The organism is Clostridium thermobutyricum DSM 4928 (assembly GCF_002050515.1).
In the GTDB taxonomy this organism is placed as follows: Bacteria; Bacillota; Clostridia; order Clostridiales; family Clostridiaceae; genus Clostridium; species Clostridium thermobutyricum.
The window spans coordinates 129,633-152,053 of record NZ_LTAY01000059.1 but is presented as its reverse complement, the minus strand read 5'-3'; the positions used below and the strand labels follow the sequence as shown (position 1 = coordinate 152,053).

Genomic DNA, 22,421 nt, shown 5'->3' with positions numbered 1-22,421 from the left:
TAACTTTATTATTAATTACTATTATACACCTTTATATAGATTTTATATAATGATAAAATATTCTTTAGATATGTTTGTCATAAAAAATTATATATAATCTTTCAGGAGGATTTTATTATGAAGATTGCAGTTATATCAGACATTCATGGAAATATATATTCCTTAATGAAAGTCTTTGAAGACATAGATGATAATAGAGTTGATAAAGTTATTTGTTTAGGAGACTTAGTTGGATATGGACCACATCCTAACGAAGTAATAGCTTTAATTAAGAGAAGAGAAATTACTTGTTTAAAAGGAAATTATGATGCCTCTGTTTGCGATGGAGATTTCACATATATAAGAGATAATAATATAAATTCTTTTTCACTTCCTTGGGCAGTTGAAGAAGTAAGAAATTCAAATAAATATTTTTTAGAAAATCTAGAAACTGAATATAGATTAAAAGTTGGAAAAAGGGAGATTCTTTTTGTACATGGAAGCCCAAATTCAATAAGCGAATATCTTTTTGAAGATGGAAGCAATACTGAAGAAATTATGAAAAATTTAAATGCTGATATTTTAGTATGTGCTCATACTCATATTCCATCCTGTAAAATGTTTGGAGATAAACTTTTCATAAATGATGGTAGTGTGGGTAAACCTAAAAATGGTTCACCTAATGCAACTTATTGCATATTAGATATAAATGAGGAAACTGGCGAGGTAAAAGTTAAATTTAGAAATGTTGAATATGAATTTAAAAGAATAGTAAAGGATATGACTATGCTTAAATTTCCTTCTAATCTTATTCAATCATATGAAACTGGTAGAGAAGTTTAAAAGCAGGATTAATCCTGCTTTTTTATTCTTTTAAAACTCCTACTATTCTAGCTTTTCTAAGTATATCTCTATCTCCTTTTAGACATGAATAGAAAACTTCAGTTGCGTCCTTTCCTAGAGGAAATTTACAATTTCCATTAACGAACTCCTTAATTCCAGTAACATCATAAACAGTTCCCTCAATAACTATGTATGCTAAGTTATTTCCTTTTCCATTGTATTGAGATAAATCTTCCATAGTAAAATTTTTAATTTTACACCTAAATTCATTTTCAATAAAAATAAGTTCCTCTAATTCTTCCATTACATATTTAATTTTTTCTATAATTACTTCCCTCTCTTCAATTCGTGCACTTAACATTCCTTTTAAAATATTTATTTCTCTATTTTTTCTTATAATTAAATTATTAAGTACCATATTTCCCCCATAAAAATATTATTATATAACTATTCTATGTTAATTCCTTGATTTTGATTTAAAAATATTGTAAAATCATTTTAATATAATATTTTAATGAAACGTTGACGAGAAGAGTAAACTTAGGAAGTAGTTTTAGCGAATAAGGGATGGTGTAAGCCTTATACGAAGCCTATTTTGAAGAACATCTCTGAGTATCTAACCGAAAACTTTAAGTTAGTAGGCTTAGACGGAACTTCCAAACCGTTATAAATTTGGAAAGCATAAATTTTGTGTTTTAAAGCTGGTTTTCTTTTTTAGAAAACAAATTGGGTGGCACCGCGTATAGTATCCTTTCGTCCCATACATACTGGGAAGTGAAGGATTTTTTTTATATAATTTTTTATTAATAGGAGGAAAAATAATGGATAAAAACGTATTAGTTAGATCACTATACAGAAACACTTCTGACCATTTAGGAAAAGAAATAACAATAACAGGATGGATAAGAACTTTAAGAGCTTCAAATGCTTTTGGATTTATCGAAATTAATGATGGTTCTTTCTTTAAAAATATTCAAGTTGTATTTGATAATAAATTAGAAAACTTTAAAGAAATATCAAAACTACCTATAAGTTCATCATTAAAAATTGTAGGGACTTTAGTTGAAACACCAAATGCTAAACAACCTTTTGAAATTCAAGCTAGCGAAATCGTAATTGAAGGTATGTCAGATTCTGACTATCCACTACAAAAGAAAAGACATACTTTTGAATATTTAAGAACTATAGCACACTTAAGACCAAGAAGTAATGCATTCTCAGCTGTATTCAGAGTTAGATCAGTTGCTGCTTATGCTATACACAAATTTTTCCAAGAACAACACTTCGTATACACTCACACTCCAATACTAACTGGAAGTGACTGTGAAGGTGCAGGAGAAATGTTTAGAGTAACTACTTTAGATTTACAAAACCCTCCAAAAACTGAAAATGGAGATATTGATTATTCAAAAGATTTCTTTGGAAAAGAAACTAACCTTACTGTTTCAGGACAATTAAATGGTGAAACTTATGCTTTAGCATTTAGAAATATTTATACTTTTGGACCAACTTTCAGAGCTGAAAATTCAAATACAGCAAGACATGCTGCTGAATTCTGGATGGTTGAACCTGAAATATCATTTGCTGATTTAGAAGATAACATGAAATTAGCTGAAGATATGTTAACTTACGTAATAAAATATGTTATGGATGAATGTCCTGAAGAAATTCAATTCTTTAACCAATTTATAGATAAAGGATTAGTAGAAAGATTAAATCATGTTGTAAACTCAGACTTTGCTAGAGTTACTTATACAGATGCAGTAGAAATATTAAAATCTTGTGGAAGAACTTTCGAATATCCAGTTGAATGGGGAATTGACCTTCAAACTGAACATGAAAGATATCTTACTGAAGAACATTTCAAAAAACCAGTTTTCGTAACTGATTATCCAAAAGATATAAAAGCATTCTATATGAGAATGAATGATGATAATAAAACTGTTGCTGCAATGGATCTTCTAGTACCTGGAATAGGTGAAATAATTGGAGGAAGTCAAAGAGAAGAAAGACTTGATCTTCTTAAGAAGAGAATGGCTGAACTTAACTTAAATGAAGAAGATTACTGGTGGTATTTAGAGCTTAGAAAATACGGAGAAACTAAACATTCAGGATATGGATTAGGATTTGAAAGATTAATCATGTACATTACTGGTATGACAAATATCAGAGACGTAATTCCATTCCCAAGAACAACTGGTCAATCTGATTTCTAATATTAATATAATGTACAATAAAACTCCTTAGATAAACTAAGGAGTTTTATTTTGTCATTTTCTATCATCAATATAAGTTCTATTTCTACATTTCTATTAACAGTTAATTAATAATCCAACTCATACACCCATGTTATAATAAATAGTATTAATTATTAGGAGGAAAAACTATGGCAATTCTAATCGCATTAATAGTTTTATTAATAATCATAGCATTAAATATCCCATTAGCATTGAGAACTCAAAAAAAATTTTTAAGTACTTGTGAAGGTGAATATAAAATATTTCAAGATGCTAATCTAAAAAAATTCACTATATTATTCTTCGTTATATTAATAATATCAATTGGATTCGCAATTACATCTAAAAAATATATATTCTTACTTGCAGCTGCACTTATGTTATTTCTTGTAGTCGGCGCAGTAAAAAATGCAATGATAATTACTAAAGATAAATTATATTTTAGACAATGTGCTGTTCCATTAACAGAAATAAAATCTGCAGAACTAACATATACTGGTCAACAAAAGATTATGATATTATTCATTATGCAAAATGATCATAAGTTTGGATATGCTCACGGAAAAATAGATACTCCAAAAGCAATAGCAGAAGCCATAAAAGAAGTTGGAATTCCAGTAGAAAATAAATTAAATAAAAATACTGATGTTAAATCAGAATATCAAACAAATAAAGAATAATAAGAAAAAGGTCTGTGCCATAATTATATGACATAGACCTTTTTCTTATTTTATTTAATATTTAAATTCTTGCCAAAGACTAACTGCTTCTTTAGGATTCCAAGATTCTTGAGATATATGATTTTGTATACATTTATAATTCTTACCTTCAAACACAACTTCATCATATACTTCATACTCAATAGAATTTTTATTCCAATTATTAATATTATTTTCCACTAAATTTATTTTATCAATTTTTCTACTAAAAGAAATTCTTGATTCACTTCCATCAGATTTTGCTATCAATTCATAATCCTCATCTTCTTTACTTTCTAAGAATATTTTTATTCCATCTTTATTATTAAGTAATTTTCCTTCGAAAACTTTAATATACTCTTCATTTTTCATTTTTTTATTAATTACTAAATCTATCTCATTTGGATAAGTGGATGTTACTTTTATATAATTTTTTGTTTCTACATCAACTTCTATATTTCCATCCAACTCAACTACCATATCTTTTTTATCATCTACACTTTCATTTTGTTTAGCTCCACAACCTACCATTAAAAAAGAAGCTCCTATAAGCATAATTAGAATTGCTCTCTTTATTCTCATTTTATCTCTCTTTCCCTTCTAAAATTTAATAACTAATTATTTTCTCTTTGAAATATCCTCTTAGTACTTATATCTTTAGCTTCAATATATAATTCATACCACTCATCTTTATTTGAAGCTTTATCTTCCTTAACTTCAACTTCATTATTCTTTTTATCTAAAACTTCTTCTAATATTTTAATACTGTTTCCACTATCTGTTGATTTACTTAGCTCTACCCTTACCTCTTCACCATAGCTACTTTTAATCTTTATATATTCTTTATCTTCTAAATTAACTTCTATACTATTTTCTAATTCAGAAGTTTTCTCCATACTCTTTTTTTCGCTTCTAGTTAATCCATCAGAGTCCCTACATCCAACAAAAACTATAGAACTTAAAATTGCTACTCCTAAAACCCATTTTTTCAAAATCATTCCCCTCCCAAATAACCTTTTAGTATAAAATCAAATCTTATTTCATTCTACCAATTTATGTAAATAGCCGCAATAAAAAATACACTAATCATAAATTTGATTAGTGCATTTTAATTACGCTCTTATTTTGAACTTCTTTCTTTTAATAATTCATATAAAGTATTTACTGGAATTCCTGTTCCACCTTTTGCTTTATAAGGTTTTGGTGAATCTGTCCAAGCTGTTCCTGCAATATCCATGTGAATCCATGAAGTTCCTTCTTTTATAAATTTCTCAATGAAAAGACCTGCTGTAATTGTTCCTGCATATCTTCCACCAATATTTTTTATATCAGCAATATCTGATTTTATTAATTCTCTATATTCATCAAATGCTGGTAATCTCCAAAGTTTTTCTCCACATTTTAATGAAGCTTCTTCAATTTCATTAAAGAATTTATCATCATTTGAAAGTATAGCAGTTGTTGTGTCTCCAAGTGCAACTAAAGCAGCTCCAGTTAATGTTGCTAAATCTATTACTTCTTTAACATTTTCTTTTTCTTGAATATATGTTACTGCATCTGCAAGAGTTAATCTTCCTTCAGCATCTGTATTAAGAACTTCTATAGTAGTTCCTTGCATACTTCCAATAACATCTCCTGGTTTATAAGCTCCACCTGAAATCATATTTTCACACGCTGCAACTACTGAAATAACATTTACTTTTAAACCTCTTTTAGCTATTAAAGCCATTGTTCCTGCTACTGCAGCAGCTCCTCCCATATCTGATTTCATTGTATCCATACTAGTTGAAGGTTTTAATGAATATCCACCTGCATCAAAAGTTAATCCCTTACCAACTAAACCTGTTACATTTTCTTTATTAGATTCATCTCCAAAATATCTCATAACAATTAGTTTTGGTTCTCTTATTGAACCTTTTCCAACAGTTAAAAAAGCTTCCATTCCAAGCTCTTCAATTTTTTCTTTTCCTAAAACTTCTACTTGGAATCCATATTCCTGTCCTAGTTTAGTAACTGAATTAGCTAAAACTTCTGGATACATTACATTTGCAGGCTCATTTACCAAATCTCTTGCAATTATAATTCCTTCTGCAATATTTTCTCCTTCTTTAACAGCTTCTTTAATAGCATCTAATTTTGAATTATCAATACTACATCCTGATAATGAAACAAGAACTTCTTTTTCTTCTTTATTTGATGATTTATATTTATCAAATTTATAATCTGAAAGAATTAAAGAAACTGTCATAGCTTTTGCTCTTTCACATACATCAAATTTATCAGTAACTATCATTCTTACTACTAAATCATTTATTTTTAATTCTTTAGCTTTTTTATAAGCTTTTGAAAGATTTACTTTAATTCCTTCTAAAGTACATTTATCTTCTTTTCCAAGTCCTAATAAAATTACATCTTGAATTCTTCCTTCAACTTCACGAGTATAGTTATAAACTTCTCCTGATTTTCCTAAGAATTTTTCATTCTTACTTAAATAATCTACCATTTTCTTTATTTCAGGATTTTTTATTTCTAAACTATCCTCAAATAAAGATACTATTAATCCTTCTGATTCTTTACATTTTTTTGATTTAACACTAACTTTCATTTATTTCACTCCTTACATATATTCTTCCATTAATATTATTTTTCCTAATCTTAAAGTTTCTTGAACATTTATTATTCTCTGATTAGATGAGCCTCTAAATTTTAAACCTTCTCTAGAGAGCATTTTTTCAAATTTACCATCAATAAGTACATCTATATTTTCTAAAAGGTCTCTAAAGCCTTTTCTATTATCTATTTCTTTTAATAAGTACTCAATTGTATAACCAGTAAATGACCAAACACTTAAGTTATTTTCTTTAAACTTTTTAGCCATATATGCAAATTCCTCTGCCCTTTCAAAAGGATCTCCTCCACTAAAAGTAACTCCTTTTAAAATTGGATTATCTAAGACATCCTGAATAAGTTCATCCATGTCTTTTTCTTCTCCTCCTGTAAAACTATGAGTATCTGGATTAAAACACCCTATACAATTATGTCTACAACCTTGTGAAAAAAAAACTCTTCTCATTCCAGGACCATTAACTAAACTTTCATATGCTATTCCTGCAAGTCTTATCTTTTTTGCCAAAGAAATCAGCTCCTCTAATCTTTGTTTTATATTATACTACTTTACTCTGATTTAATAAATACATTTGATAACTATTATTAATTAATTCATTTTTTAAATAACTTCTTTCATTTAATTATAACCTATTTTTCTATATTAATAACAATCAATTAATATACTCTAAAAACTATATACACAAAAATTTATAGGTGTATAATTAAAGCCGAAAAAACTAAACTAGTTCTTTAATTTAAAATTTTTATAATATTTTACAGGAGATTTTTTTATGAAAAAACGAAGTATGTATATGCCAATTTTAATGGCAATTCCTAGTTTTGGGTTAGGGTTTATGTGGAATATGAAAAGTACACTTCTTCCACTTTTAGTTAAGACTGTAACACCTTCTGACTTTAAACTAGGATTAATTGCCGCACTTTGCTCTTTTACTGGAATTTTCTTTCCTTATATAGGAGGAGTTTTAAGTGATAAAAAAAGATTTAAAATGGGAAAAAGAAAACCTTGGGCTCTTTTAGGAGGAATAATAGGTGGAGTTTTTGTTTTTCTATTAGGATTTTCTAAGAGTTATATAGAAATGCTTATATGCGTTTTCGTAGCTTGGTCTTCCTTTAATTTTTTCCAAGGAGCATATTATTCTTGGATGCCAGAAAGTGTTGAACCAAATCAAGTTGGTTCTGTTAATGGATTAGGAAAATTATTTTATTCTTTCGGAGGATTATTATTTTATTTATTTGCTGTAATATTATTTAACATAAATCATAAATTACCTTTTATTTTAATCGCAATTTTAGCTTTACTACCAATATTATTTATTTGCTATTTAGTAAAAGAAAAAGATACAGAAGCTACAACTCCCCCAAAACTTAATTTAGATTTTCTAAAAAATTTACCTGCTATGAAAGTATTTTTAACAGGTTCATGCTTTTATTTTGCTTATGGAATAATAACTCCATTTTGGATACCTTATTATGAAAAAAGAGATCACTTTAGTGGTACAGAAATAAGTTTTGCCTTAACCGCTCTAACATTAGTTGGTATGATTCTTTCTGTTTTCATAGGAATGCTTTGTGATAAGTGGAGAAAAGATAGAGTTTTTCTTATTTGTTGTATAGTTTACGGAATTGCATTTATTATTGGTTGGGATGTAACAAAACTATATATGCTTTGGATATTTGCAATAATTTCAGGAATTGCATTTATAATGTTCCAAGTAGCTTACTATTCCTTAGTTCCTGAAATAGCTCCCAAAGGTCACATAGGTGAATATATGGGAGTAAATAATATATTTATATGTATTCCTCAAATCATTAGTAGTATCGTAGGTGGAATTTTACTAAATAATAACGATGGTGTAATTATATTTCCTATTGCAATAATAATGATGATTATAGGTTCAATAATTATAGCAACTTATAAAAAACCTAAATTTGCTTAAAAGGAATGTGTTATAAAACACATTCCTTTTAAATTATATATAATTCTCTTTTATATTTTCTAATAACGCTAATTTCATAATATATATTAAAATCAATTATTTAATTACTAAATATTATATTACATTAAATAAAGTAGTATACTTTACTATTAGAGGGGGGAGATCTTTATGCCACTTTGGTTTATTTATGCTATTTTAGGTGCTGTATTTGCAAGTTTAGTAAGTATTTTCACTAAGCTTGGAGTAACAAATATTAGTCCCTCTTTAGCAGGTACTATTAAAGCTATTATTATGGCTATATTTTTTATTATAATTTCATCTTTTAATGGTGATTTCACAAAACTTTCAGGTATAACCAATTATAAGAAAGATCTTTTGTTTTTGGTTCTAACTGGAATTTTTGGAGCACTTTCATGGTTATTTATGAATTTTGCCTTTAAACATGGTAGTGTAACTAAAGTTGTACCAATAGATAAAATGTCCATAGCAATCACTATTTTACTATCAGCACTAATATTAAAAGAACACTTATCAGCAAAAACTATAATTGGTGTTGCTTTCATAGTTATAGGTGGAATAGTTATAGCTTTACATTAAAAAGAAAGATACTTAAATTTTAAGTATCTTTCTTTTTTTAATTTTTATATTTTACATAATTAAGTCTTCCACCTGCATAAATAACTTCAATTTCTTTATCAGTTAAATCTACAGTTGCTTTGAATTCTATTCCATTTGTATTATTTCTAAAAGTTACTTCTCCAAGCTTTAATTCATTCTTTATATTCTCACAAATAATCTCATCCATTAAGTCTATACAATCATAACTTTTTTCATCTTTAAATTCTAAAGGAATAATTCCATTATTTATAAGATTAGCTTTATGAATTCTTGCAAAAGATTTTGCTAAAACAGCTTTTATTCCTAAATAAAGTGGTGCTAATGCTGCATGTTCTCTACTTGATCCTTGCCCATAATTATCTCCTGCAATTATTAATCCTCCGCCATTTTCTTTAGCTCTATTTGGAAATTCTTTGTCAACTGTATTAAAACAGAATTCTGAAAGATAAGGAATATTTGATCTAAATGGTAAAAGATTTGAATTTGAAGGCATTATATGATCTGTTGTTATATTATCCTCAACCTTTAATAAAACTTTTCCACTTAATTTTTCATCTAAAGGTTTATTAACTGGAAATGGTTTTATATTTGGACCTCTTTTAACTTGTACCTCTTTATTAGTTTTTGCTGGAGTTAAAATCATTGAATCATCAATAATAAACTCTTCTGGCATTTCTATATTTAAATCAATTTTCATTTCTCTAGGGTCTGTAAGAACTCCATTTATTGCTGAAACTGCTGCTGTTTCAGGGCTAACTAAATAAACTTTAGCTGATAAAGTCCCACTTCTACCATAAAAATTTCTATTAAATGTTCTTAATGATATTCCATCTGTACCAGGGGCTTGCCCCATTCCTATACATGGTCCACATGAATTTTCTAATATTCTAGCTCCTGAGCTTATTATATCTCCTAAAGCTCCATTTCTAGCTATCATCTCCATAACCTGTCTTGATCCTGGTGCAATAACCAGGCTAACATCTGGATGTACCTTTTTTCCTTTTAATATTTTAGCTACTTTCATTAAATCTTCGTAAGAAGAGTTTGTACAGCTTCCTATAGCTACTTGATCAACTTTTATTTTACCTATTTCTGAAACTTCTAAAACATTATCTGGTGAATGTGGTCTAGCTGCCAAAGGTTCTAATTTATTTAAATCTATAGTTACTTCACCATCATAAATTGCGTCTTCATCTGGTTCAAAATATATAAAATCTTTTTCTCTATTTTGCGCTTTAAAAAATTCTAATGTTCTTTCATCACTTGGGAAAATAGAAGTAGTTGCCCCAAGTTCTGCTCCCATATTTGTAATAGTAGCTCTTTCTGGAACTGAAAGAGTTTTAACTCCTTCTCCTCCATATTCAAATATTTTCCCTACTCCACCCTTTACTGAAAATTTTCTTAAAACTTCTAAAATTATATCTTTAGCTGCAACCATTGATCCTAATTTTCCTGTAAGATTTATTTTATAAACTTTAGGAGTATTTATATTATATGCACCTCCTGCCATAGCAAGTGCAACATCAAGTCCTCCTGCGCCCATTGCAAGCATTCCAACTCCCCCTGCTGTTGGAGTGTGACTATCTGAGCCAATTAAAGTTTCACCTGGTTTTGAAAATCTCTCTAAAAACACTTGATGACATATTCCATTTCCCGGTTTTGAAAAATAAACTCCATGTTTTGAAGCTACAGTTTGGATAAATTTATGATCATCTGCATTCTCAAAGCCTTGTTGTAGCATATTATGATCTACAAATGCAACTGATCTCTTAGTTTTTACTCTATCTATCTCCATAGCCTCTAATTGTAAATATGCCATAGTCCCAGTAGAATCTTGAGTTAAAGTTTGATCTATTTTAATTCCTATTGGTTGTCCAGTCTCTATTTTTCCTTCAACTAAATGCTTTTTTAAAATCTTTAAAACTAAATTATCCCCCATATAGTAAATTCCCCCTTAACCTTTTATTCTAATTTCTCGCTTTCAAATCTTTGTATTCTTTATAAAGTCTAACTAACTCTTTATCAAAAAGACTTCTTTTAAGCCTAACAGCTGTTGCTCTAACCATATCTAGTATACCCTCAGCTTCCTCTTTATTAAGTTCAATTCCATACTCCTTAAATTTATTTATAATAGCTGATTTACCAGAATGTTTTCCTATGACAATTTGTCTCTCTAATCCAACAACTTTTGGATCAAAAGCCTCATAATTTTTTGGATTTTTTATAGCTCCATCCGCATGTATTCCTGATTCATGAGCAAACATATTATCTCCAACTATTGCTTTCCATGGAGGTAATTCTCTACCTGCGGCTCTTGATACATATTCTGAAACTTCTCTAAACATTTTTGTATCAAAATTAGTATCATGACAAAGTAATATTTTAAATGCCATAATCACTTCTTCTAAAGCAGCATTTCCAGCTCTTTCTCCTAATCCATTTACAGTTACACCAATATGATTTGCTCCTGCTTTAGTTCCTGCTAAAGCATTAGCTGTTGCCATTCCAAAATCATTATGTGTATGCATTTCTATATCAAATCCTGTATTTTTATATAAATATTCAATATCTTTTTTCAATCTAAAAGGTTCCATTATACCTACAGTATCACAATATCTAAATCTATCTGCTCCTGCTTTTTTTGCTGTATTCATAAATTGAACTAAAAAATCTTTATCTGCTCTTGATGCATCTTCTCCATTTACAGAAACATATAATCCATTTTTCTTCGCAAATTCAACTGATTTAACCATATTTTCCAAAACCCATTCTCTTGAAGTTTTTAGTTTGTGTTTTATATGAATATCTGAAACAGATATAGATATTGCAACTGCATCAACTCCACAATCAATTGATTCTTCAATATCTGAAATTACTGCTCTATTCCAAGCCATTATACTACTTTTTAAATTTCTATTTGCTATATTTTTTATTGCTCTTTTTTCATCCCCACCCATAGTAGGAATTCCAACTTCTAATTGATCTACCCCAAGCTCACTTAACATTTCAGCTATAGCAACTTTTTCAGCATTTGCAAATACTACTCCTGCTGTTTGTTCACCATCTCTAAGGGTTGTATCTACTATATAAATTTTTTTCCCATTCTCAGGATTTATTATTGCCATTTATTACGCCCCCTCTTTAATCCCCAATTCAATTTCTAATTTATACCATAATATCATAATAAATACATTTATTCAATAATTTTTGCAAGATTATTTTTTCCTCTTGCATTTTAAAATATTTTTATTATTTTTTCCTTCATAATACAATACTTATTTGCAACTTTTTTTTATTTTATTGCATTTATTTAAAATTTTAATTTTTATAGAAAACATTTCTTTGTTTTTGTACAAAAAATAAAGAACTCAAACTTTTAATTTGAGTTCTTTGATATTAGCAATTTCTATAATAATTAGTATGAGAGTCAGTATGAGTTATTCTATCTTCTCTCTCATGATATTTACCAGGCCCAAATCTTTCATCAAGACTTAAATATCCTGTAACTCTTGAAACACCTTGTATATCATTTCCTTTGCAATTAGGACAAACTTTATCTTCATTTTTAAGATAAGTTCCACAATCTTTACAATATCTTATATGAAAGTTAATACCTAAATAACTTATATTAGTTTTCTTATAAGCATAATTTAAAATATCCATTATAGCTTCTCCTGTTGGACAATCATCAACTTCTAAGTAACTTATATGTCCTCCATTACACAAGCTATGATAAGGTGCTTCAATATCTATTTTTTTAGTTATTGATATTGGACATCCTACAGGAACATGGAAACTATTTGTATAATATTCTTTATCAGTAACACCTTTTATTAATCCAAACATTTTTTGATCCTGTTTTATAAATTTTCCGGAAAGTCCTTCTGCTGGTGTAGCATAAGCACTCCAATTAAGATTTGTTTCATCACATAACTTATCACAGTATTGTCTTAAATAAGTTATTATTTTAACTCCTAATTCTCTAGCTTCTTCTGACTCACCATGATGACTTCCTATTAATGCAGTTAATGTCTCTGCAAGTCCTATAAATCCAATTCCCCAAGTTCCTTGTTTTAAAATTGGTTCTATTGAATCATCTTGATTTAAATTTTCAGAACCTTTCATTAAATGTTGTCCTGCAACAAAAGGTAAATCTTTAACTCTTAATTTTTTCAGTACACTATACCTATGCATTAGTGATTCTTTTGCAGTTTCCAATCTCTCATCTAATATGTGGAAGAACTTATCAATGTTCCCTTCAGCTTGTATTCCGATTCTTGGAAGGTTTATAGTAGTAGGAGCTATATTTCCTCTACCTTTACATCCAGGTTCTCCATTTACATTTTTCATTAAATAAGTTCTACATCCCATAGTTGCTGGCATATATCCCTTATCATAATAAAATTTATTGAAGTCCGCATCTATATTCATAAATGTAGGGTTCATTCTTTTTGCTGCTACTTTACAAGCTAATTCATATAAATAGTAATATTTATCTTCTTTTTCTCTATTTATACCTTCTTTAACTCTAAAGATTATATTTGGAAATATTGGTTGCTCACCTTTTCCTAGCCCTTTTTCGTATTCTAATAAGAATATTTCACAAACTAAAGCTGCATCTTCTGAATTTGGTATTCCTAAGTTAATTGATGAGAAAGGAACTTGTGAACCTGCTCTTGAGTGCATTGTATTAAGATTATATACAACTCCTTGCATTGCTTGGTGAATTCTATTTCTTAATCTTTTTTCTACTAGTTCATTCAATTTACTTTCATCAATTCCTAGTTCAATAAATTCTTTTTTTATTTCGTCTCTTGTTGGTTTAACAAATACTGCCATATCATTGTCAAAATCAGGATGACTTTGACCTCCAAACATATCATTTTGAGTTGACTGTAGAAGAATGCATGAAAGCTCTGCTGCTGTTTCTATTCTTCTTGGTGCATTTATAGTTCCATATCCAGTATTAAATCCTTTTTCTAATAATTCTCTAGTTGGAATATGAAGACAATTTGTTGTTAAGTTATAACTATCTAAATCATGATAGTATAAATCACCAACTTCATGTCCTTTTGATAAATGCTTTGGCATAGTTGCTAAATTGTGCCATTTGTTTGATTCAGATGCAATTCTTAAAAGTTTGGAGCTAAAATTATTTCCAACATTAGCATTATCTCTATCTGTTTCAACACCAATTTTTCCGATGGCTTTCATAAGGTCTGATTTAATTTCTCTAACTTTTGTTCTTTCTTTTCTGTAGTTTCTATAAGCTATAACAACACTTTTTAAACTTGTATCTCCTAATGCTTTTTCAACTAAGTTTTGAACTTCCTCAACAGAAACTCTGTCATTTCCAGTCATTTCTATATAATTTATTACCTTTTGAACTATGTCAAAAATTTGACTTGTTCTAAGTTTTACACCTACTTCTGTAGCTGCTTTCTGAATTGCATTAGCTATTTTAGATGAATTAAATTCAACCTCTCTGCCATCTCTCTTCACAACATATAGCATTTAAACTACCCCCATTACACAATATCTAGTATATTTATTACTGTATTATTATACTTCAAAATATATACAGGTGCAATTACCTTTTCCTATATATTTGTTTGATATAGTTATACTTATGTCTATTTATCTCTATTTTTTAGTTTATTTTGTACTTTTTCTTTTATGATTTAATAAACATTAAGTTATCTTTTTATAGTTCAAATTAATATACATAAAGTATATTAATTTTTAAAAAAGAAGGTGTTAAAATGAAAAAATTATTTTTTATTCTTACTATATTTTCTACTTTCTTATTAATAGGTTGTAATAAGAATTTAGAAAATGAAGAATCTACTCAAACATCTGCAGGTGTTAATAATAATATTCCAAAAGAAACCTTTATTTATCCATACACTGGTGAAATTTCTTCAGATAATCCAAATTTGCAAACTGCTTACATGTCAATAATAGAGAATTCTTCTTTTGCAAGACCACAAAATGGATTATCAGAGGCAGATATTGTTTATGAAACTTCAGCAGAAGGTGGTATTCCTAGATTTTTAGCTTTATTCCATAAAAATTCTCCTGAAAAAATAGGACCTGTAAGAAGTGTTAGGCCATACTTTTTAACTTTTGCTAAAGAACATGCTCTTCCTTTTGGACATTGTGGAGGTTCTTCTGCAGCAATTAGTGAAATTAAATCTGATTCTTCCTTAATGAGTTTAAATGAAATGTTTAATTCCAAAGCTTACTTTAGAGATACTAATAGAAAAGCTCCTCATAATTTGTACACTAGCTCAGATAAACTTAAAAATTTGATAAAAGAAAAAAACTTTAATATTTCCACAAAGCAATTCTTTAAATATGATGTCAATGCATTAAATACTTCAAAAGAAATAGCAAATAATATTCATATTGAACCTAATAAAATTTATACAATAGACTATAAATTTGAAAATGAAAAATATACAAAATATATGGATAATGAAGTATCTATAGATGCTAATAATAATAATCCAGTAGCTTTTACAAATGTAATAGTACAAAAAACTGATATTTATTTAAATGAAGATGGATCACATTTAGACATAGATTTAGTAGGTGAAGGAACAGGTTACTTATTTACTAATGGAAAAAAATCTGATATTACTTGGAATAAAATTTCTGAATATAGTCAAACAAAATTCTATGATTCTAAAGGAAATGAAATCAAACTATCTCCTGGAAATACAATAATAAATGTTATTGATAAAGAAGCTAAAATTTCAATAGAATAAAAATTTAAATTTTCTAAACTCAATTTTTATTAAAATTATAAAATTTGAGTTTCTTTTTTTAGAATTTTTTAGAAATAAATTGCAAAACTATATCAGTAGTGATATAGTTTTAATTAGCAATAGTGATATAGATTAAATTAGCAATAATGATATAGTTTGTACTAAGGAGGATTTTAGTATGCAAAAAATTGCTTTAGTAACCGATAGTGGTTCTGATTTAACATTAGAAGAATTGAAGGAAAACAATATAGAACTTGTTCCTTTTAGAATAATATACCCAGAAAAAGAATATAATGATGTTTTAGAAATTTCACCAGATGATGTTTACAATCGATTAAAAGAACATATTCCTACAACTTCATTACCAAGTATTGATTACATGGAAGGAGTATTAAACAGATTAGAAAAAGAGGGATATACTCATGTAATTATGATTTCAATCTCAAGTCATTTCTCTGGTACTGGAAACTCATTTAGATTATTATTAGAAGATCATCCTAATTTAACATCTTTTGTTTTTGATTCAAAAACATTAAGTGCCCCTCAAGGAACTCTTGTATTAATGACTGCTAAGATGATTAGAGATGGACTTTCATTTGAAGAGATATGTGAAAAGCTACCTATTCTTAGAACTCAATCACATGGATACTTCACAATTGATACATTAGAGTATTTAAAAAAAGGGGGAAGAATAGGTTCTGTTGCAGGTACAATAGGTTCTGTTCTTAATATAAAACCTATTATATGGGTTTCTGATGAAGGTGTTTATGAAACATATGCAAAAGTTAGAGGACAAAAACAAGCTCTTTCAAGATTACAAAAAATAGCTAAACAAGAACTTGATAAATATGGTGATTGTGATGTAACTGTTTTATCAGGAGGCGCTGATGATCTTGCTCAAAAACTTTATGAAATGATAAAAGATTTTGATCACATAAAAAGTATAAGATTTTCAAAAATAGGTCCTGCATTAGGTGTTAATACTGGACCTGGTACTGTGGGAGTATCATTACAAGAGGTTCATTAATATGAATGATAACTTTGAATACACTAGCTTAAAGGATATAAAGTCCGAAGAGAAACGTTTATATAATGAATATAAAAAGAGGATGGCTGAACTAAAAAAAGCTAAAAAAGAAAAAATTAAGGCTACTAGTTCAGGGCAAGTATTTACTAAAGGATTATTACCTATATATGTTTTGCATATATTAAATTTAAATCCTACTAACGGTAACGAAATTGCACATAAAATTTCTCAAAGAACTGATGATAAATGGCGCCCAAGTACAGGTGGAATATACCCTATTTTAAAAAAGCTTGAAAGCGAAGGATTGATTGTTGGTGAATGGGATGATCCTAAAAAGAAATTTAAAAAAATATATTCAATTACAGAAGAAGGTCATAAAGATTATTTAAGAAAAAAAGCTCTTTTAAAGCCTAAAATTGAAGAAGCACTAGATGTATTTAATTTAATATACAATGATATTTATTAATAAAAGGAATGCTATTTTAGCATTCCTTTTATATTTTAGAATAATTTTATTTTTTCAGTAAATAATACTTTTATGGAGGTGCATTATGTTTGCGAAGATTATAGATTTAAATAATTCAGAAGCTTTTGTAATATCAGATTCAGATATTATAAAAGTTATTCCTATATCATATGTAAATAATAATAATATAGGAGATAAAATCTTTATACCTTCATCCATGGCAACCTCCTCCCATTCCTACATTAACACTACTAATAACTTAATTTAAATTGTTCTCTTAAAAACATTTCACACAAATGATAAAAGGCTATAAACTTTTTAGTTTATAGCCTTTTATTTTTATTCTACTGTTATTGCGTTTACTGGACAGCTTACTTCGGCATCCTTAGCTTTTGCTATAATATCATCTGAACTTGGTTCTGCTTTTGCAACTGCCTTTCCGTCATCATCCATTTCAAATACTTCTTCACATAATGTAGGACATAATCCACATCCTATACAAGTATCTTTATCTACTTCTGCATGCATAATTTAACGCCTCTTTTCTATTAAATTAAGAGGTATTTAATATAAGCCTTCGAATACAAGTGAATATAATGGATTATCTATAACATACTCTTCTGCCTTACCTTCTTCTAAAGCTTCAGTAAGCTCAAGATTTATAGGAAGCTCTCCAATTAAAGGTAATCCTAAATATTCAGCATGCTCTTCTGCTGACTTTTTACTAAACACTCTAATTTTAGTTTGGCAATTATCACATGAAATATACGCCATATTCTCAACTACACCTTTTATTTTAACTCCAACTTTTTGAGCCATTATAACAACTTTTTTAACTATCATTGAAACCATGTCTTGTGGAGTTGATACAATTACTAATTCTTTAACATTAAACTCTTGCATAACTGTTAATGCTATATCTCCTGTTCCTGGAGGCATATCTATTAGTAAATAATCTAAATCTCCCCATACAGTATCAAAATACATTTGATTTAAAACACCATTTATAACTGGTCCTCTCCAAATTACTGGATCATCTTCAACTTCAGTTAAAAGATTCATTGATATAACTTTTATTCCTGATTCAGTTTCAACAGGTATAAATTTTATATTATTTTCATCAACTTGCTTTATTCCAGCTCTTTTTTTATTAATTCCGAAAAATCTTGGCATTGAAGGTCCTGTTATATCAGCATCTAAAACTCCAACTTTATAACCTTTTTTTCTTAACATTGAAGCCATTATTCCTGTTATAGTTGATTTTCCTACTCCACCTTTTCCACTAATTACACCTATTACATTTTTTATATTTCCGTATTTAGGTGTTTTAGCTGATGGACATATTTCAATTCCTTTTGATGCACATGAACTTTGGCTTGCGCATCCATCACAATTACTCATTTCCTTGTCCTCCTAAAGTATACCAATCATTTGGTACTTGATTTGGTTGGCTAACCTCTATATCCCATTTATTAAAATCAAATTTACCTATAACATAATATTTTTGATAAATATGATTTACTCTATCATCTACAGTTATTATTGTTTTAAATAAATTACTGCTATACCCTCTATTGTTAGCACTAATAATTACATTAAAATCATTAAAATTGCCATTTACAAGTTTTGCTCCTGGAACAACCTTTTGAAGTTCTTGTGAGAATTTTTGTAAATCCTCTGAGAATAGATATCTAACACATTCAACGTCCCCTAAGACATCTACTCCAACTTTGGCATTTCCTTTATCATAATAATGTTTAGTTAAATCAATTACTTTCATAATACTTCCATAATAAATTTCATTAAAATCTCTCGGCTTTCTTATAAATGAAAGATTATTTATTATAGTATCATCTAGGTTTTTAGGCACTTGGAAAGCTTGATTTTTATCCCAGAAATTCCCTTCTCCACTTTTATCTACGCCTACAACATAATCATATTTTTTAACTTTATCTCCAGTATAAACTTCAAATATGTAATCTGGAGGTAATGAACTTCCTTTTGGTCTAACACTACCATGAGATAATGTTTCATATAATTGATGAATAGCTTTTGGATCTGTAATTATAAATCTAAATCCTGGATCTCTACTGTTTTGAATAACTATTTTATCTACTTTAGTTTGCACTATGTAATTAAAATCATTATTTCTAAATCCTAATTTAACTAGTATTCCATTAATAGGTGCAAAACCAATAAGTAAAAGTCCAGCAGCTACTATAATGACTATTGCAACTATTATCTTTTTACCATTCACTTCAATATCACCTTCTCTATTTATGTTTTTCATAAATTAATTAGGAGAAGCCTTAGGCTCCTCCTAATTATAATTATTATAATACTTTACACATTTTATGGCAACGAATTAACTTTTATTTAATAATCTTACTTTGTTGGTACTACTACAGTAGCTTTCTTATAATCATAGAACATTAGCCAATATCCATTACCATCATTTTCTTTACCTTTAATCCAGGTAACAAAACCAGATTTACCCATATAAGGTTGATCTTCTGCATTTTTTCTACCTTTTATAGCATAAATTATATGCTTTAAATTACCTTTATTATCACATTTATATCCAATTAAAAATTGTTTATTTTTTATTATATAAGGATAGTAGTTAATCATAGGATTATAAACAATTGAATGTTTGTCGTGATTTTTAGCATCACACATATCATCAATGGTATTTACAGGAACTTTATACCATTTGCAGTATTTTATCTCTTTAAAGCAACCTTTAACCTCTTCAAAGCCTTTTGCTATATTTTCAAAGAAGTTTCCAACTCCACCTCTAAGTTTAAAATTATCTGGATCTATATTAGCTTCTTCAATACTTCTTTCATAACACTCGAAGTCTTCTTTGCATTTCATGTTAATTTTGATTTGCTCTTCTATTTTATCTTTTTCATTACATTTCTCTTTACATTCTTCTTTACACTTTTCTTTACAATCCTCTTTATCTTTGTCTTTTTTCTTATCCTTGTCCTTTTCTTTTTCCTTTTCTTTATCTTTACACTTTTCTTCTTTTTTAGGTTTTTCTACTTTCTTAGGTTTTTCTTCTACTATTGGTTTCACAATTGATTTTTTATCATCACTTTTTATAACAGGACAATTTTTCCATCCAGTTCCTGGTTTTTCTCCATTCATAAAACCATATAACATGAAAACAAGTTTTCCACCTGTATTTTTACATATTCCAGCTCCTGAAATCTTATCAAATGACATATTTATTCCAGCTATATTTTCTGAATGATATTCTTTACTAGCTTCACCTTTTCCATTATCAGATACTAGTAGTGGCCCCATATCTATTATTTGTTTAGTATCTTTTTTATAACAAATAAGTACTATGGAATAATTGTCTTCCTTTTTTAAATTTTGAGCATAAAAAGTGATTTTACATTTGTCTCCCTTAGCTTCAATTTTTGAATAACCTGATACAGCTTTATCGCCGCTTGATGCATTATTTTCGTCCTCTTGTAATATTATGAAATTTCTATACAATTTATTATGTGCCAAGTTACTTTTACCTCCACATGTATATTTATTCCATATAATATATGCATCAATATCCTAAATATGATAATACTATTTTATTTATACGCATAAATTTTATCTGCAAGAATTGCAAATTCTTCTATTGTAAGAGTTTCTCCTCTTCTTTTAGGGTCAATGTTAGCCTCTTCAAAAGCTTTTTCTAAATCTGCTTTTCCAACTCCTAGATTTTTAACTCCATTCCATAAAGTTTTTCTTCTCATATTAAATACATCTCTTATTAAATCAAATAAAAATTTCTCATTTTCAACCTTTACTCTTGGTTTTTCTAATCTATCAAGTCTTATTATTATAGATTCAACCTTTGGTCTTGGCATAAATGAACTAGGAGCAACAGTTCTTATAACCTTAGTTTCAGCATAATATTGAACCATTAATGAAAGTGATCCATAATCTCTTGTATTTGGCTTAGCATCCATTCTATCTGCTACTTCCTTTTGAATCATTATAGTAATACTTTGAAATTTTGCTCCACTTTTTAAAAGTTGAGCTATTAATGGTGTAGTAACATAGTATGGTAAGTTAGCTGCTACTTTAACACTCTTTTCTTCACCTATAAGTTCATCAAAATTAACTTTTAGTGCATCTTTATGTATAAGCTCAAAATTATCATAATCTTTTAATTCTTCTTCTAATATAGGTATTAAATCTTTATCTATTTCAATAGAAGTTACCTTTTTTGCTTTCTTAAGCATTTCTACTGTTAATGTTCCAACTCCAGGTCCTATTTCTATAACAAAATCTTCTGGACCTATCTCTGCTCCATCTACAATATCCATTACAACTTGCTTATCTATCAAAAAGTTTTGTCCTAAACTTTTAGTAAAATTAAATCCATGCTTTTTTACTATATCCTGCGTTTTATAATTTGTTAAATCCATCTACTTATTTATCTCCTCTTCAACCTTTTTTATTGCCTCTACAAATTCCTCTTTTGATATTCCATAATTATTTAATCTTGAAATCATTTGTGCACTATTTCCATATCCAATTCCAAGTATTTTTCCTAAAAGAGTTCTTCTTTTTTTAGAATCCTTATCACCAGTTAATTTAAAGTACATCATGTCTTCAACGTTATATTCTTCTCTCTTTTCTTCAACAGTTATTTTTACATTTTCAAGAGCTTTTATTATTGTTTCTGGAGATGCATTTTCAACCCCAATATCTCCATCTTTTAAACCTTCATCTTGAGAAATATAAGCATGTTTTATTCCTTTTACCCTTTTGGAAATAATGCTTCTAATCTTTTCTCCAGCAAAATCTGGGTCAGTAAAAACAATAACCCCTTTTCTCTTTTGTGCTTCTTTTATTCTTTCTATAACTTTTCTATTTATACCAAATCCACCAACTGCTATACATTCAGCATCTACTGCTCTTTTTATAGCATCAATGTCATCTCTTCCTTCAACTACTATAACTTCTTTAATCATAATATAAACTTCCTTTCATGAAATTCCCTCAAATATAAATAACTTTCTTATATTTTAATCGAAATGAATTTATTTATATTTGAAAAAACCCCACACTTCTTATTTATATATTAAATTTACATATATATATTAATTATGTCAAACTCAAAATATAAAGATCAATTTATTTTACAAACACTTATATTTAATAAAAATATATAAAAATAGAGGATAAGATTAGTCTTATC

General features: G+C 28.1%; 23 protein-coding genes and 1 other annotated feature. Of the genes, 9 read left to right on the top strand and 14 right to left on the bottom strand.

Annotated elements, in window-relative coordinates; all coding sequences use genetic code 11:
* Positions 1-117: 117 nt before the first annotated feature.
* The gene (locus CLTHE_RS11535) at positions 118-822 is read left to right on the top strand and encodes a metallophosphoesterase family protein (protein WP_002599001.1); all 705 of its coding nucleotides are present in this window, start codon (positions 118-120) and stop codon (positions 820-822) included.
* A 22-nt stretch (positions 823-844) separates the two neighbouring features.
* On the opposite strand, the gene CLTHE_RS11530 is transcribed toward CLTHE_RS11535, so the two are convergent.
* Positions 845-1,240, bottom strand: a complete 396-nt coding sequence (locus tag CLTHE_RS11530; RefSeq protein WP_080023569.1) for a cytochrome b5 domain-containing protein — start codon at positions 1,238-1,240, stop codon at positions 845-847.
* Positions 1,241-1,335: 95 nt separating this feature from the next.
* Positions 1,336-1,586: a binding site (T-box leader), on the top strand.
* A gap of 57 nt (positions 1,587-1,643) precedes the next feature.
* On the opposite strand from CLTHE_RS11530, the gene asnS reads away from it, so the two are divergent.
* Entirely contained in the window at positions 1,644-3,038 is a 1,395-nt protein-coding gene (gene asnS, locus CLTHE_RS11525) for an asparagine--tRNA ligase (protein WP_080023568.1), read from the top strand.
* Between the two features lie 170 nt (positions 3,039-3,208).
* Positions 3,209-3,739 carry a hypothetical protein gene (locus tag CLTHE_RS11520; RefSeq protein ID WP_080023567.1) on the top strand — a complete coding sequence of 177 codons (531 nt, stop codon included), beginning with the start codon at positions 3,209-3,211 and terminating at the stop codon, positions 3,737-3,739.
* Positions 3,740-3,793: 54 nt separating this feature from the next.
* On the opposite strand, the gene CLTHE_RS11515 is transcribed toward CLTHE_RS11520, so the two are convergent.
* The 4 genes from CLTHE_RS11515 to nrdG form a co-directional block, all read right to left on the bottom strand.
* Entirely contained in the window at positions 3,794-4,339 is a 546-nt protein-coding gene (locus CLTHE_RS11515; protein ID WP_080023566.1) for a carbohydrate-binding protein, read from the bottom strand.
* 32 nt (positions 4,340-4,371) lie between these two features.
* Positions 4,372-4,749: a hypothetical protein gene (locus CLTHE_RS11510; protein WP_080023565.1), complete on the bottom strand. Its 378-nt coding sequence runs from the start codon at positions 4,747-4,749 to the stop codon at positions 4,372-4,374.
* Between the two features lie 128 nt (positions 4,750-4,877).
* Entirely contained in the window at positions 4,878-6,362 is a 1,485-nt protein-coding gene (locus CLTHE_RS11505) for a leucyl aminopeptidase (protein WP_080023564.1), read from the bottom strand.
* Positions 6,363-6,374: 12 nt separating this feature from the next.
* Positions 6,375-6,890 carry an anaerobic ribonucleoside-triphosphate reductase activating protein gene (nrdG, locus tag CLTHE_RS11500; RefSeq protein WP_080023563.1) on the bottom strand — a complete coding sequence of 172 codons (516 nt, stop codon included), beginning with the start codon at positions 6,888-6,890 and terminating at the stop codon, positions 6,375-6,377.
* Between the two features lie 265 nt (positions 6,891-7,155).
* Between nrdG and CLTHE_RS11495 the strand changes: the two genes are divergently transcribed.
* Complete coding sequence (locus tag CLTHE_RS11495; RefSeq protein ID WP_080023562.1) at positions 7,156-8,322, top strand: MFS transporter; 1,167 nt, start codon at positions 7,156-7,158, stop codon at positions 8,320-8,322.
* A gap of 168 nt (positions 8,323-8,490) precedes the next feature.
* Positions 8,491-8,919, top strand: a complete 429-nt coding sequence (locus CLTHE_RS11490; protein ID WP_080023561.1) for an EamA family transporter — start codon at positions 8,491-8,493, stop codon at positions 8,917-8,919.
* A gap of 37 nt (positions 8,920-8,956) precedes the next feature.
* On the opposite strand, the gene CLTHE_RS11485 is transcribed toward CLTHE_RS11490, so the two are convergent.
* The 3 genes from CLTHE_RS11485 to nrdD form a co-directional block, all read right to left on the bottom strand.
* Positions 8,957-10,879, bottom strand: a complete 1,923-nt coding sequence (locus CLTHE_RS11485) for an aconitate hydratase (protein ID WP_080023560.1) — start codon at positions 10,877-10,879, stop codon at positions 8,957-8,959.
* A gap of 28 nt (positions 10,880-10,907) precedes the next feature.
* Positions 10,908-12,065, bottom strand: a complete 1,158-nt coding sequence (nifV, locus tag CLTHE_RS11480; RefSeq protein WP_080023559.1) for a homocitrate synthase — start codon at positions 12,063-12,065, stop codon at positions 10,908-10,910.
* Positions 12,066-12,336: 271 nt separating this feature from the next.
* The gene (nrdD, locus tag CLTHE_RS11475; RefSeq protein ID WP_080023558.1) at positions 12,337-14,454 is read right to left on the bottom strand and encodes an anaerobic ribonucleoside-triphosphate reductase; all 2,118 of its coding nucleotides are present in this window, start codon (positions 14,452-14,454) and stop codon (positions 12,337-12,339) included.
* 248 nt (positions 14,455-14,702) lie between these two features.
* Here nrdD and CLTHE_RS11470 point away from each other — a divergent pair, with 248 nt between their 5' ends.
* From CLTHE_RS11470 to CLTHE_RS16545, 4 genes are all read left to right on the top strand, one after another.
* Positions 14,703-15,710 carry a DUF3048 domain-containing protein gene (locus tag CLTHE_RS11470; protein WP_080023557.1) on the top strand — a complete coding sequence of 336 codons (1,008 nt, stop codon included), beginning with the start codon at positions 14,703-14,705 and terminating at the stop codon, positions 15,708-15,710.
* A gap of 178 nt (positions 15,711-15,888) precedes the next feature.
* Positions 15,889-16,737 carry a DegV family protein gene (locus CLTHE_RS11465; protein WP_080023556.1) on the top strand — a complete coding sequence of 283 codons (849 nt, stop codon included), beginning with the start codon at positions 15,889-15,891 and terminating at the stop codon, positions 16,735-16,737.
* 1 nt (position 16,738) lies between these two features.
* Positions 16,739-17,203, top strand: a complete 465-nt coding sequence (locus CLTHE_RS11460; protein WP_080023555.1) for a PadR family transcriptional regulator — start codon at positions 16,739-16,741, stop codon at positions 17,201-17,203.
* 85 nt (positions 17,204-17,288) lie between these two features.
* Positions 17,289-17,471: a hypothetical protein gene (locus CLTHE_RS16545; RefSeq protein ID WP_143324073.1), complete on the top strand. Its 183-nt coding sequence runs from the start codon at positions 17,289-17,291 to the stop codon at positions 17,469-17,471.
* A gap of 71 nt (positions 17,472-17,542) precedes the next feature.
* Here the strand turns inward: CLTHE_RS16545 and CLTHE_RS11455 are convergent, their stop codons facing one another.
* From CLTHE_RS11455 to rnmV, 6 genes are all read right to left on the bottom strand, one after another.
* Positions 17,543-17,731: a ferredoxin gene (locus CLTHE_RS11455; RefSeq protein WP_002599018.1), complete on the bottom strand. Its 189-nt coding sequence runs from the start codon at positions 17,729-17,731 to the stop codon at positions 17,543-17,545.
* 36 nt (positions 17,732-17,767) lie between these two features.
* Positions 17,768-18,604: an Mrp/NBP35 family ATP-binding protein gene (locus CLTHE_RS11450; protein ID WP_002599019.1), complete on the bottom strand. Its 837-nt coding sequence runs from the start codon at positions 18,602-18,604 to the stop codon at positions 17,768-17,770.
* Complete coding sequence (locus CLTHE_RS11445; RefSeq protein ID WP_169840849.1) at positions 18,597-19,493, bottom strand: YhfM domain-containing protein; 897 nt, start codon at positions 19,491-19,493, stop codon at positions 18,597-18,599. Before CLTHE_RS11445 ends, CLTHE_RS11450 begins: the two co-directional genes overlap by 8 nt.
* A 95-nt stretch (positions 19,494-19,588) precedes the next feature.
* Positions 19,589-20,728, bottom strand: a complete 1,140-nt coding sequence (locus CLTHE_RS11440; RefSeq protein ID WP_080023554.1) for a hypothetical protein — start codon at positions 20,726-20,728, stop codon at positions 19,589-19,591.
* A 74-nt stretch (positions 20,729-20,802) separates the two neighbouring features.
* Positions 20,803-21,645 (bottom strand): 16S rRNA (adenine(1518)-N(6)/adenine(1519)-N(6))-dimethyltransferase RsmA, encoded by an 843-nt coding sequence (rsmA, locus tag CLTHE_RS11435; protein WP_002599022.1) that lies wholly within the window; start codon positions 21,643-21,645, stop codon positions 20,803-20,805.
* On the bottom strand, positions 21,646-22,194 hold the full coding sequence (gene rnmV / locus CLTHE_RS11430) for a ribonuclease M5 (protein WP_080023553.1): 549 nt from the start codon (positions 22,192-22,194) through the stop codon (positions 21,646-21,648).
* Positions 22,195-22,421 lie beyond the last annotated feature (227 nt).